The sequence below is a fragment of the Glycomyces sp. NRRL B-16210 genome (assembly GCF_000719515.1).
Taxonomy (GTDB): Bacteria; Actinomycetota; Actinomycetes; order Mycobacteriales; family Micromonosporaceae; genus Glycomyces.
In genome coordinates this window covers 396,505-409,858 of record NZ_JOGR01000010.1, presented here as the reverse complement: position 1 = coordinate 409,858, position 13,354 = coordinate 396,505, and the positions used below count along the sequence as shown (strand labels likewise).

The following is a 13,354-nucleotide window of genomic DNA, read 5'->3' as shown; positions in this document are numbered from 1 at the left end:
TTTACTCGGTCTCGGAATCGGTCTCGTCCGCCTCGCCGGCGGGGTCCTCGTCGGCCTCGCCGGCCGGGTCCTCCGTCGCCTCGGCGTCGGGGTCGGCCTCAGGGTCGAGCTCGGCGTCGAGTTCGGGGTCGAGGAGGGGGTCCTCCTCGAACTCGCCGGTGGGGAACTCCTCGGTCTCGGGCTCGGACTCGAAGAACCCGGTCTGCCACAGGAAGGCGAGGGTCAGCACCGCCGCGATCGCGAGGAGCCCGAACAACGCCTGGAGGCGGCGGCGTCGGCGCAGCTTCCCTGCGAGACGCGCGTTCTTCTTCGCGTTCGCGATGCGCTGCTTGCGCCGCTCCATGTGCTTGGACTTGGCGGGCACCTCGGGCCTCCTACGACTGCCGGTATCTGTCGAACGCGGTGGCGCGTGAAAACCGCTCGCGCGTTCTGGGGGTTACGAGTTCCGCAGTCTAACCGGGTCAAGTCAGACGCGTCACCGCAGGATGCCCCGTGTATCCTGGGCCCGCGAAGTAGGGGGAGGCGCGGGTGCTCATCGAGACGCTGGTGGCGGATGCGTTCGGCACGAACTGCTACGTGCTGTCCGAAGGCCCCGGCGCCGAGTGCGTGGTCGTCGACCCGGGCATCGGCGTCGCGCCGCGCCTGGAGGACCTGCTCGCCGACCGCGGCCTCAAGCCCGTCGCCGTCGTCTTGACGCACGGCCACCTGGACCACACCTTCTCGGTCACCCCCGTGTGCGGGGCCAACGACGTGCCCGCCTTCATTCACGCCGACGACGCGCACCTGCTCGAAGACCCCACCAGGGGCTTCGGGGCCAACATGATGTCGCTGGTCGGCACCGGCCTCGACTGGACCGAGCCCGACCGGGTCGAGACGCTCGCCGACGGCGGCGTCTTCGAACTCGCCGGGATGCGCTTCACCGTCGACCACGCCCCCGGCCACACCGCCGGCTCGGCCATGTTCCACACCGCCGACGCCGAAGCGCCGTACACGCTCACCGGCGACGTGCTCTTCCGCGGCGCGATCGGCCGCACCGACCTGCCCGGCGGCAGCGAGGACGCCATGTGGGACAGCCTGCGGCGCAAGGTCCTGCCGCTGGACGACGCCACGGTCGTCCTCCCCGGGCACGGGCCGAGCAGCACCATCGCCGCCGAGCGCACCGGCAACCCCTACCTCAAGCGCGCGGCCCAGAGCGCCCATTAGCGGCGCCCGCAGTCCGCGACCGTTCCCGCCACCGTTCCAAACGAGGAGACCGCCATGTCACGACCCCAGCCGCTCTCGGGCTTCCCCGAACTGCTGCCCCGGCAGCGGATCGTCGAGCAGCAGGTCGTCGACCATCTCCGCCGCGCCTTCGAACTCCACGGCTTCGCGAACCTCCAGACCCGCGCCGTCGAGCCGATGGACCAGCTCCTGCGCAAGGGCGAGACCTCCCGCGAGGTCTACGTGCTGCGCCGCCTCCAGGCCGACGCCGAGGGCGCCGACGCCGGGCTCGGCCTCCACTTCGACCTCACGGTGCCCTTCGCGCGGTACGTGCTCGAAAACGCCGGGAAGCTCAACTTCCCGTTCCGCCGCTACCAGATCCAGCCCGTGTGGCGCGGCGAGCGCCCCCAGGAGGGCCGCTTCCGCGAGTTCTGGCAGGCCGACATCGACATCGTCGACCGCGACGCGCTGCCCGCGCACTACGAGGTGGAGGTGGCGCTCGTCGTCGCCGACGCCCTGCGCGGCCTGCCGATCCCGAAGGTCCGGATGCACGTCAACAACCGCAAGCTCTCCCAGGGCTTCTACCAGGGGGTCGGCATCGCCGACACCGAGGAGGCGCTGCGGATCATCGACAAGCTCGACAAGATCGGGCCCGAAGCGGTCGCCAAGCAGCTCATCGAGAAGGTCGACGCGAGCCCTGAGCAGGCCGAGGCCTGCCTGCGCCTGGCCGGCATCAGCGCCGAGGACACCTCCTTCGTCGGCGAGGTCCGCGCCCTCGGCGTCACGAACGAGCTGCTGGAGGAGGGCCTGAGCGAGCTGTCCGCGGTGGTCGCGGCCGCCGCCGAGGCCGCCCCCGGCTTCGTCGTCGCCGACCTGAAGATCGCCCGCGGCCTCGACTACTACACCGGCACCGTGTACGAGGTCTTCATCGAGGGCGAGGAGCACTTCGGCTCGGTGTGCTCGGGCGGGCGCTACGACACGCTCGCCTCCGACGGCAAGAACACCTACCCGGGCGTGGGCCTGTCCATCGGCGTCTCGCGACTGCTGGTGCCCCTGCTCAACTCGGGCGCGCTCACCGCCACCCGCGAGGTCCCCACCTGCGTGCTCGTCGCGCTCGCGAACGAGGACGAGCGGACCGCCGCCAACGCCCTCGCCCAGCGCCTGCGCCGCCGCGGCATCCCCACCCAGGTCTCGCCCTCGGCGGCGAAATTCGGCAAGCAGATCAAGTTCGCCGACAAGCGCGGCATCCCGTTCGTGCTCTTCCCCGGAGGGGAACAGGGGCTCAGCGCCAACGAGGAGGGCCACCAGATCAAGGACATCCGCTCCGGCGATCAGGCCACTGTGGACGTCGACGCCTGGAACCCCCCGGCCGAGGACCTGCATCCCGGCATCGTCGCCGCCTGAGTCGGCGCACAACGACGGCGAGGGCCGCGCTCGATGCGAGCGCGGCCCTTCCGGTTCCCTCTCTCAGGCCGTGGCGTTCGCGGCGGCCCGCGCCGCGCCGCGCTCGGCGGTGCGGACCTTCTTGCGGCGCACCGGCATCTTGAAGAAGGGGTTCGCCACGCCCCAGGCCGCGCCCTTGCAGATCAGCTCCTTGTAGCGGGCGGCGTTGCGGCCGCGCAGTGAGAAGCTGCGGGTCGTGTCGTCCGCGGACACGTACTGGATGAGCCCTTCGCCGCGGCCCAGCGAGATGCACTGGTTGACGTAGCGCAGCGGCGCGTTCGGGAGCTTCCCGCCGGTCAGGCGCGCGGCGATGGAATCGGCGGCCTGCCATGCGGTCGGGATGCCCGAGGCGCACGACATCCGCAGCGGCTTGCCGGCCGAGCCCATGGCGTAGGCGGCGTCGCCGACGGCGTAGACGTTCGGGTGCGAGACCGAGGCCATGGTCGCGTCGACCACGATCTGCCCGCTCCCGGTCGTCTCCAGCGAGGTCGCCGCCGCGATCGGGTGGGCGGCGAAACCGGTGGTCCACACCGTCGCGTCCGAGCGGATCGACTCGCCCTCGGCGGTCACGACCGCTCCGGACTCGACCCGTGCGACGTCGGTGTGCTCGCGCACCTCGATACGCAGTCCGGCCAGGACCTTGCGCAGGTGCGCCCGCGCCTTCGGCGAGACCCAGTCGCCCAGGCCGCCGCGGGCGGCGAGCGTCACGCGCAGGTCGGGGCGTGCCTCGGCGAACTCGGTGGCCGCCTCCAGCCCGGTGAGGCCGCCGCCGACGACGGTGACGGTCTTTCCGGCTTCGAGGCGCGCGAGGCGCTCGCGCAGCCGCAGTGCCCCGGGCCGGCTCGCGATCTCGTAGGCGTGCTCGGCGGCGCCGGGGACGCCGTGGTCGGTCCAGCCGCTGCCGAGCGCGTAGACGAGCGTGTCGTAGGCGAGGTCGGCCTCGCCGTCGGCGTCGGTGACGGCGACGGTCCCGCGCTCGGTGTCGACGGCGGTGACCCGGGAGAGGCGGACCTCGACGCCGGTGCCGGCGAACATCTCGGCCAGCGGCCGCGGCTTGAGGTCCTGGCCGGCGGCCAGCTGGTGCAGCCGGACGCGCTCGACGAAGTCGGGCTCGGCGTTGACGAGGGTGATGTGGACGTCCTCGGGGCGCAGCCGCCTGGCGAGGCGACCGGCGGTGACGGCCCCGGTGTATCCGGCTCCGAGGACGATGATGCGGTGCTGCATGTCCGTGCTCCTGTCTCGCGGTGGTTCACCACTTGAACCGGACGGCCCGCAGTTTGCTGACACCGGTGCGGCATGAAGCCGATCACACGGGCGCTACCAGGACTTGAGCAGCGGCTCCCCGTGCTCGGCGGCGGCCCAGCGCGCGGTGGCGCGTTCGAGCTTGTCGGGGTTGACCTGGTTGAGGATCGAGGCGATGCCCTGGTCGGTGACCTCCAGGCACATGATCCCGACGATCCGGCCGTCCACGACCGCGATGATCGCCGGCACGTTGTTGGCGACGGTCCCGTAGACCTCGGCGGGGCCGCCGAGCAGGTCGTGCTTGGCCTTGGAGGGCTTGAACAGGCCCCGCATGAACGTCGCGACCGCGGTCGCGCCGGCGAACGCCTTGGCGCGGGCGGGGACCTTCCCGCCGCCGTCGCCGATGCTCACCGCGTCGCCGGTGAGCAGACGCACGAGCGGTTCGGTCTCGCCGGTGGTGGCCGCGGCCAGGAACTCCTCGACGATGCGGCGCGCGCCGGCCTCGTCGACATCGGCGCGGGCCCGGCCCTCGACCACGTGCCGCTTGGCGCGGTGGTAGACCTGCTGGCTGTTGGCGGTGCTGATGTCGAGGATGCGGGCGATCTCGGCGTGCGGGTAGGCGAAGGCCTCCTTGAGCACGTACACCGCCCGCTCCACCGGGGACAGGCGCTCGACGAGGGCGAGCACGGCCAGGGAGACCGATTCGCGCTGCTCGACCGTGTCGGCCGGGCCGAGCATGGGGTCCCCGGCGAGGAGCGGTTCGGGGAGCCACTGGCCCACATAGGTCTCGCGGCGGGCGCGGGCCGAGGTCAGCTGGTTGAGGCACAGGTTGGTGACCACTTTGGTGAGCCACGCCTCGGGGACGTCGACGCGTTCGCGGTCGGCGGCCTCCCAGCGCAGGTAGGCCTCCTGGACGGCGTCCTCGGCCTCGCCGGCCGAGCCGAGCATCCGGTAGGCGATGGCCTCCAGGCGCGGCCGGTGGGCCTCGAACCGCTCAAGGTCTCCGGAGGTGATCGCCATGGGGCCGATACTAACGCGGACCGGGCCCGCAGGGCCCGGTCCGGTCGCGCCGCAGAGCGCCGTGTCCGACGCCTTGCGCTAGACCTCGCGCACGCAGTAGATCGCGGTGATCGAGTCGATGGACGGGTCCCAGTCGCGTCCGGCGGCGATGGCGGTGTCGGTGAAGTAGTACTGGGTCCACTCATAGCCCGAGCAGGCGTTGTTGGCGGCCACCGAGTGCCAGCTGTCGTCCGGGTCGGGGTCGGAGGGGTTCTGCTCGATGTGGACGACGTACCAGTAGGCGTCGGCCGAGTCGCAGGAGACGACGTAGAAGCCGGACTCGACGTTCTCGATGCACTCGCCCTCCTTCGGCACGCGGTAGACCGAGCCGGAGTCGGTGGTGACCTCCTCGGACGGGGTCTCCGCGCTCGTGACCTCGTCGGGCTCGGAGGTCTCCTCGTCGGGGGCGCTGGTGCTCTCCTCGGCGACCGGGTCGCCGTCGTCGCCGAGGTTGGCGACCAGGAAGATCCCGCCGCCGGCGATGGCCAGGATCACCACGATGAAGGTGATGATCAAGGGCGCGTTGGAGGTGCCCTTGGGCGGCGGCGGGGCCGCCTGGCCGGGCTGGAAGGCCCCGCCGGGCGGGCCGACGGGCGGCTGGGTGTAGCCGCCGGTCGCGGGGCTGAAGCCGGGGCCGGGGGAGTAGGGCTGGCCGGGCGGGGCGCTGCCGGGCTGGACGTTCAGCGGCGGGTTGCCGTAGCCGGTGCCGGGCCCGTACGAGTCGGGGCGGGCGTAGGGGTCGGCGTCGGTCGTGTAGTGCTGGGGCGCGGGCGTGGGCTGCCCGTAGCCCGGCGGCTGGGAGGGGTCGTAGGGGTTCGAAGGCGGGTAGGTCATGGGGGGTCTCCGTCGCGTGGCCGGGCTTGCAAGGCGTGGTCTGAGCGCTTGGATTCCATCATATTGCTTCTCTGCGAACTCTGATCTCTCCAGGCACGCGAAAGGGCCGCCCCCCGCGGGGACGGCCCTCAGATGCAGCGCTCTAGTAGGTGTAGGTGGCGCAGAGGACGCCGGTCACCGGGTCGGTGTCGGCGTAGCCGGCCGGGTCGGTGAGCTGGTAGACCGTCCAGATGTAGTCCTCCTGGCCGCACGAGGCGGCGGCCGCGAAGATCTCGTCCTCGGTCATGGCCACCGGCGGGTCGACCGGCACGGTCACGGTCACCTCGTAGGTGGCCGAGGCGCAGTCGCGCACGTACCAGCCGTCGTCCTCGCTGAAGCAGTCGCCGACGCCGGGCATCCGCGCGGTGCGGCCCTGCGAGTCGGGCTGGTCGACCGACTCGGTGCAGATGAGGTAGTCGAGCTTGCCGCCCGAGGAGTCGACGACGTAGTTGAAGTCCTTCCACGTCTCGCCGAACTGGTAGCTGAGGACCTCGTCGCCGCAGATCTCGACGATCGGGGCGAGGTCGTCGGCCACGCCGGCGGAGTCGGCGCGGATGTGGTCCACGTCCTCCTCGACCGAGGTGACCGTCCAGGCCGCGTCGGGCGAGGAGCAGTCGACGACGAGCTCGGCGAGCGGGTCCTCCGAGACGCTGAAGGAGTACTCCCACGAGGAGAGGCACTCGCCGGCCTCGACGCCCGCGGCGGTGTCGGAGTCGTTGAGGTCGCTCAGCGCCTCGCTCGCGCTGGTGCCGCCGGCCAGCTTGACCACGAAGTAGATGCCGAGCCCGAGGACCACCAGGATCACGGGGATGAGCTTCCACAGCAGGCCCTTGCCGGTGTCCTTCGCGAACTGGCCGAAGCCGCCGCCGCCGCCGCCGGCGCTCGGCGGGATCGGCGGCGGGCCGCCGTAGGGGCCGCCGCCCTGCGGCGGCGGGAACCCGGGCTGCTGCGGCGCCCCGTAGCCGGGCTGCGCGGGCGGCTGGCCGTACGGCGACGGCTGCGGCTGGGGCGATGCGTATCCGCCCTGCTGCTGCGGCGGGTATCCCGGCTGCTGGGGCTGCTGGCCGTAGCCAGGGGGCGGGGGATAGGTCATTGGTGAATGGCTCCTTGCGAACGTACTCTGGAAAGGTGGGGGGTGCGAACACGGGGAATGGGCGCCGTGCGATATGCGATCACTCTAGCCACCGATCGCCACAACCGCGCGCGGCCCGCCCCCCTGTTACACCGCCATTGCGGAGCGGTTGCGGGGCTTTGCGACGCCGCGGAGAAAAACCGCGCTAGCTGCTCGGATCGTAGGACGATGGTGTCCGCTAGATGAGCGATGCATTACACTCGCCTGACACTTTGCATTCTCTCGGGCCGACGTCGTCCCGTTGTTCGACACACCGTTGTGCTCCGGCGCCCCACTCGCTTCAGGAGCCCTCGACGACGAAGGAGGCCACGGTTGCGTTCTGCCCTGAACTCTGAGCCCGGTCTTTACCGCCCCGCATGGGAACACGACGCCTGCGGCGTCGCCTTCGTTGCGGACATGCGCGGCCGCGCCGCCCACGGCGTCATCGCGCGCGGCCTGTCCGCGCTCGTCCGCATGGAGCATCGCGGCGCCACCGCCCCCGACCCCGACTCGGGCGACGGCGCCGGCATCATGCTCCAGATCCCCGACGCCTTCTACCGCGAGGTCGCCGGGTTCAGTCTGCCCGAGGCCGGCCACTACGCCGCCGGCCTGGTGTTCACCCCCGAGAGCGACGAGGAGACCGGCCGCGCCCGCTCCATCGTCGAGAAGTACGCCGTGGCCGAGGGCTGCCGCGTGCTCGGCTGGAGGGACGTGCCCACCGACGCTTCCGGACTCGGCGCCGCCGCGCTCGGCTCGAAGCCGCGCGTCTCCCAGGTCTTCCTCGCCGCCGAGGACGCCGCCGCCTCCGGACTCGACCTCGACCGCCTCGCGTACGCCGTGCGCAAGCAGGCCGAGCGCGAGATGCGCGAACGCCACCTCGGCGCCGCCGCGATCGTCAGCCTCTCCTCGCGCACCGTCGTCTACAAGGGGATGCTCACCCCCGCGCAGGTGCCGCAGTTCTACCCCGAGCTCGCCGACGAGCGCCTCCAGAGCGCCATCGCCCTGGTCCACTCGCGGTTCTCCACCAACACCTTCCCGTCCTGGCCGCTGGCCCACCCGTTCCGGATGGTCGCCCACAACGGCGAGATCAACACCATCCGCGGCAACCGCAACTGGATGACCGCCCGCCAGGCCGAACTCGCCACCGCGCACCTGCCCGGGCGCCTGCGCCGCCTCTTCCCGATCAACACCCCCAACAGCTCGGACTCGCTCAACTTCGACGAGGTCGTCGAGCTGCTGCACCTGGGCGGGCGCAGCTTGCCCCACGCGATGCTCATGATGATGCCGGAGGCCTGGGAGCACAACGCGACCATGGACCCCAAGCGCCGCGACTTCTACCGCTACCACGCCTCGATCATGGAGCCGTGGGACGGGCCCGCCGCGGTCTGCTTCACCGACGGCGTCCAGATCGGCGCGGTCCTCGACCGCAACGGCCTGCGCCCCGCCCGCTGGTGGCGCACCACCGACGACCTCGTCGTGCTCGCCTCCGAAGCGGGCGTGGTCGACATCGAGCCCGCGCAGGTCGTCCAGAAGGGCCGCCTGGAGCCGGGCCGCATGTTCCTGGTCGACACCGGCGCCGGGCGCATCCTCGACGACGAGGAGGTCAAGGACTCCCTCGCCAAGGAGCACCCCTACGGCGACTGGCTCCACGCCGGCCTCATCCGCCTCGAAGAGCTGCCCGAACGCCGGCACCTGCCCTACGACCCCGAGTCCGTGCGCCGCCGCCAGCTCACCTTCGGCTACACCGACGAGGAACTGCGCATGTTCGTCGCCCCCATGGCCGCCAAGGGCGAAGAGCCCCTGGTCTCCATGGGCTCGGACACGCCCATCGCCGGGCTCTCCAAGCGCCCCAAGCTCCTGTTCGACTACTTCACGCAACTGTTCGCGCAGGTCACCAACCCCCCGCTCGACGCCATCCGCGAACAGCTCGTCACCGCGCTGGGCACCACCGTCGGCCCCGAGGGCAACCTGCTCGAACCGGGCCCGCACTCGTGCCGCCAGATCGAGCTGGCCCGCCCCGTCCTCACCAACGAGGAACTCGCGAAGATCCTCCACATCGACGAGGACGGCGACATGCCCGGCTTCAAAGCCGTGCGCGTCTCCGGGGTCTACAAGGCCCGCCACGGCTCGCGGGGCCTCAAGGACCGCCTGGTCGAGATCTGTCGCCACGTCTCCGAGGCCATCGAGGACGGCGTGCGCATCCTCGTGCTCTCCGACCGCGACTCCACCGCCGACTTCGCCCCGATCCCCTCGCTCCTGCTCACCGCCGCCGTCCACCAGCACCTCGTCCGCGAGCAGACCCGCACCAAGGTCGCGCTCCTGGTCGAGACCGGCGACTGCCGCGAGGTCCACCACGCCGCGGTCCTCCTCGGCTACGGCGCCGCCGCGATCAACCCCTACCTCGCCTTCGACTCCGTCGAGGAGCTGTGCGCCCAGGGCGTGGTCGACGCCGAACCCGCCCAGGCGATCGAGAACTACATCAACGCGCTGTGCAAAGGCGTGCTCAAGGTCATGTCGAAGATCGGCATCTCCACCATCGCCTCCTACACCGGCGCGCAGATCTTCGAGGCCGTCGGCCTCGACACCGACTTCGTCGACCGCTACTTCACCGGCACCGACTCCTCCATCGGCGGCATCGGCCTCCAGACCCTCGCCAAAGAGGTCGCCGAACGCCACCGCGCCGCCTACGAGCGCAAAGTCGACGCCGAGGAGCCGCTGCCGCCCGGCGGCGACTACCAGTGGCGCCGCGAAGGCGAAGTCCACCTGTTCAACCCCGAGACGGTGTTCCTGCTCCAGCACGCCACCCGCTCGGGCCAGTACGAGGTCTTCAAGCGCTACACCGGCAAAGTCGACGCGCTCGCCGCCGACTCCGGGCTGCTGCGCGGGATGCTCGGCTTCGACGACAGCCGCCCGCCCGTCCCCATCGACGAGGTCGAACCGGTCTCGGCGATCGTCAAGCGCTTCCACACCGGCGCCATGTCCTACGGCGCGCTCTCCATCGAGTCCCACGAGACCCTCGCGATCGCCATGAACCGCCTCGGCGGACGCTCCAACTCCGGCGAGGGCGGCGAGGACGTCGAACGCCTCTACGACCCCGAGCGGCGCAGCGCCATCAAGCAGGTCGCCTCCGGCCGCTTCGGCGTCACCTCCGAATACCTCGCCACCGCCGACGCCATCCAGATCAAGATGGCCCAGGGCGCCAAGCCCGGCGAAGGCGGGCAGCTTCAGGGCAACAAGGTCCACCCGTGGATCGCCAAGACCCGCAACTCGACGCCCGGCGTGGGCCTCATCAGCCCGCCCCCGCACCACGACATCTACTCCATCGAGGACCTCGCCCAGCTCATCCACGACCTCAAGCACGCCGGAGGCGGCGACGCCGAGGTCCACGTGAAGCTCGTCTCCGAAGTGGGCGTCGGCACCGTCGCCGCGGGCGTCTCCAAGGCCAAGGCCGACACCATCCTCATCTCCGGCTACGACGGCGGCACCGGCGCGAGCCCGGCCAACTCCATCAAGCACGCGGGCACCCCCTGGGAGATCGGCCTCGCCGAGGCCCAGCAGACCCTGGTGCGCAACGGCTTGAGGGACCGCGTCCGCCTCGAAGTGGACGGCGCGATGAAGACCGGCCGCGACGTCGTCGTAGCCGCGCTCCTGGGCGCCGAGGGCTACGGCTTCGCCACCGCCCCGCTCGTCGTCGCCGGGTGCGTCATGATGCGCGTGTGCCACCTCGACACCTGTCCGGTCGGCGTCGCCACCCAGGACCCGGTCCTGCGCGAACGCTACGACGGCTCGCCCGAGTTCGTGGAGAACTTCTTCCGCTACATCGCCGAAGAGGTCCGCGAGCTGCTCGCCGAACTCGGCTACCGCTCCCTCGACGAGGCCATCGGCGAGGTCGAACGCCTCAAGCAGATCCCCGGCCCCGGCCGCAAGGCCGCCCGCGTGGACTTGTCGGGCATCATCGCCGCGCCCGTCGAGGGCCCGCGCATCCAGGCCACCGTCCAGGACCACGGCGTCCAGAGCACCCTCGGCGCCCGCCTGGTCGAGCTCGCCGGGCCCGCCATCGAGACCGGCGAGCGCGTCACCGCCGAACTCGACATCCGCAATACCGACCGCTCCGTCGGAGCCCTGCTGGGCGCGGCGATCTCGCGCACCCACCGCGAGGGCCTGCCCGACGACACCGTCCACCTCGCCTTCCGCGGCACCGCCGGGCAGTCCTTCGGCGCGTTCCTCACCCGCGGCGCGACCTTCAAGCTCCTCGGCGACGCCAACGACTACGTCGCCAAGGGCCTCTCGGGCGGGCGCATCGCCGTCATGCCCGACCCCGCCGCGCCCTTCAAGGCCGAGGACAACGTCATCGCGGGCAACACGATCCTGTACGGCGCGACCTCCGGCGAGCTGTACGTGCGCGGCAAGGTCGGCGAGCGCTTCGCCGTCCGCAACTCCGGCGCGGTCGCCGTGGTCGAAGGCGTGGGCGACCACGGCTGCGAGTACATGACCAGCGGCACCGTCCTCGTCCTCGGCCCCACCGGCCGCAACTTCGCCGCGGGCATGTCCGGCGGCACCGCCTACGTGTGGCGCCTGGACGAGTCGCGCACCAACACCGCGCTGGCGGACCTCGACCCGCTGTCGGCCTCCGACATCGACCTGGTCCACTCCCTGCTGCTGCGCCACGGCCGCGCGACCGGCTCGGCGGTGGCCGCCGAGCTGCTCGCCGAGTGGCCGCGGGCCGCCAGCGGCTTCACGAAGGTCATCCCGCGCGAGTACAAGGCCGTCCTCGCCAAGCAGGCCCTTGACAAGGTCGCCACCCGCACCCTGGTGCTGACCGAGAAGGAGGCGGCGAATGCCTAATCCCAGCGGATTCCTGGAGCACGGCCGCGAGGTCCCGAGGAAGCGCCCGGTGCCGGTGCGCATCCTCGACAACCGCGAGGTCTACACCCGCACCACGCAGGCGCTGGTGACCGCCCAGGCCGAGCGCTGCATGGACTGCGGCATCCCGTTCTGCCACAACGGCTGCCCGCTCGGCAACCGGATTCCGGAGTGGAACGACCTGGCCCGCACCGGCAGGTGGGGCGCGGCGATCGAGCAGTTGCACGCGACGAACAACTTCCCGGAGTTCACCGGGCGGCTGTGCCCGGCGCCGTGCGAGGCCGCGTGCGTGCTCGGCATCGGCGACGACCCTGTCACCATCAAGAACATCGAGGTCGAGATCATCGACCGCGCCTTCGACGACGCGAACGTCGCGCCGCGCCCGGCCGAGGCCTCCAGCGGCAAGTCGGTCGCGGTGGTCGGCTCGGGCCCGGCGGGCCTGGCCGCCGCCCAGCAGCTCGCGCGCGCGGGCCACGCCGTCACCGTCTACGAGAGGGACGACGCCCCCGGCGGGCTCCTGCGCTACGGCATCCCCGACTTCAAACTGGAGAAGCACCAGATCGACCGGCGCGTCGACCAGATGCGGGCCGAGGGCGTCGAGTTCGCCTGCGACACCAACGTCGGGGTCGACATCACCGCCGAGGACCTGCGCGAGCGCCACGACGCGGTGATCCTCGCCGTCGGCGCCCTGGAGGGCCGCGAGACCGACCAGAGCGGGCGCGAGCTCGCCGGCATCCACCAGGCCATGGAGCACCTCGTGGGCGCCAACCAGGTCGTGGCGGGCAAGGCCCCGTTCGCGCCGATCGACGCCAAGGGCAAGCACGTGGTCATCATCGGCGGCGGCGACACCGGCGCGGACTGCCTGGGCGTGGCCCACCGGCAGGGCGCGGCCTCGGTCCGCCAGCTCGACCTGTACGCGACCCCGCCCGAGGTCCGCGACGCGGGCCGCGACCCGTGGCCGACCTGGCCGGTCATCGTCCGCAACTACCCGGCCCACGAAGAGGGCGGGGAGCGCGACTACGCGAGCGCCGCGGCCGAGTTCATCGGCGACGAGCACGGGCACGTGCGCCAGATGCGCTTCAGCGAGGTCCGGGTCGACAAGTCCCAGGGCCGGCGGGACATCATCCCGGTCGAGGGCACCGAGCGGATCGTCCCGGCCGACCTGGTGCTGCTGGCCATCGGCTTCGCCGGCACCGAGGACCAGCCGCTGCTGCGCCAGTTCGGGATCGAGCGCAGCCGGCGCAACGTCATCGACTGCGGCGACGACTGGCAGACGGACGCGCCGGGCGTGTTCGTCGCCGGCGACGCCCACCGGGGCGCCTCGCTCATCGTGTGGGCCATCGCCGAGGGGCGCGCCGCGGCCGCGGCCGCGCACCGCTATCTCGGCGGCCAGACGGCGCTTCCGGCGCCCGTCGAAGCGAGCGCACAGCCGCTCGCGGCATAAAGTGCAATAGGCGGAATCGAGCGGGATCGATTAGTGTTCCCGCTCAATTCCGCCTATGTCTTTCTCGCATTCGCGGACCGGTGCATTGCACCTCTCATCTGCGGTGACCCCCTGAGTGC

General features: G+C 71.6%; 9 protein-coding genes. 4 read left to right on the top strand and 5 right to left on the bottom strand.

Annotated elements, in window-relative coordinates:
• Nucleotide 1: 1 nt before the first annotated feature.
• Nucleotides 2–364 (bottom strand): hypothetical protein, encoded by a 363-nt coding sequence (locus IF12_RS0115985; RefSeq protein ID WP_030160085.1) that lies wholly within the window; start codon nucleotides 362–364, stop codon nucleotides 2–4.
• Between the two features lie 164 nt (nucleotides 365–528).
• On the opposite strand from IF12_RS0115985, the gene IF12_RS0115980 reads away from it, so the two are divergent.
• The gene (locus IF12_RS0115980) at nucleotides 529–1,203 is read left to right on the top strand and encodes an MBL fold metallo-hydrolase (protein WP_030160083.1); all 675 of its coding nucleotides are present in this window, start codon (nucleotides 529–531) and stop codon (nucleotides 1,201–1,203) included.
• A gap of 54 nt (nucleotides 1,204–1,257) precedes the next feature.
• Nucleotides 1,258–2,604 (top strand): histidine--tRNA ligase, encoded by a 1,347-nt coding sequence (gene hisS / locus IF12_RS0115975; protein ID WP_030160081.1) that lies wholly within the window; start codon nucleotides 1,258–1,260, stop codon nucleotides 2,602–2,604.
• A gap of 63 nt (nucleotides 2,605–2,667) precedes the next feature.
• On the opposite strand, the gene IF12_RS0115970 is transcribed toward hisS, so the two are convergent.
• From IF12_RS0115970 to IF12_RS24290, 4 genes are all read right to left on the bottom strand, one after another.
• Nucleotides 2,668–3,867, bottom strand: a complete 1,200-nt coding sequence (locus IF12_RS0115970; RefSeq protein ID WP_030160079.1) for an NAD(P)/FAD-dependent oxidoreductase — start codon at nucleotides 3,865–3,867, stop codon at nucleotides 2,668–2,670.
• Nucleotides 3,868–3,960: 93 nt separating this feature from the next.
• Nucleotides 3,961–4,905, bottom strand: coding sequence for an RNA polymerase sigma-70 factor (locus IF12_RS0115965; protein WP_030160077.1), 945 nt, complete (start codon nucleotides 4,903–4,905; stop codon nucleotides 3,961–3,963).
• Nucleotides 4,906–4,983: 78 nt separating this feature from the next.
• Entirely contained in the window at nucleotides 4,984–5,778 is a 795-nt protein-coding gene (locus tag IF12_RS27040) for a hypothetical protein (protein ID WP_030160075.1), read from the bottom strand.
• Nucleotides 5,779–5,920: 142 nt separating this feature from the next.
• On the bottom strand, nucleotides 5,921–6,910 hold the full coding sequence (locus IF12_RS24290) for a hypothetical protein (protein ID WP_030160073.1): 990 nt from the start codon (nucleotides 6,908–6,910) through the stop codon (nucleotides 5,921–5,923).
• 351 nt (nucleotides 6,911–7,261) lie between these two features.
• Here IF12_RS24290 and gltB point away from each other — a divergent pair, with 351 nt between their 5' ends.
• Together gltB and IF12_RS0115945 are read left to right on the top strand one after the other, a co-directional pair.
• Nucleotides 7,262–11,773 carry a glutamate synthase large subunit gene (gene gltB / locus IF12_RS0115950; RefSeq protein WP_051704464.1) on the top strand — a complete coding sequence of 1,504 codons (4,512 nt, stop codon included), beginning with the start codon at nucleotides 7,262–7,264 and terminating at the stop codon, nucleotides 11,771–11,773.
• The gene (locus IF12_RS0115945) at nucleotides 11,766–13,235 is read left to right on the top strand and encodes a glutamate synthase subunit beta (RefSeq protein WP_030160067.1); all 1,470 of its coding nucleotides are present in this window, start codon (nucleotides 11,766–11,768) and stop codon (nucleotides 13,233–13,235) included. Before gltB ends, IF12_RS0115945 begins: the two co-directional genes overlap by 8 nt.
• Nucleotides 13,236–13,354 lie beyond the last annotated feature (119 nt).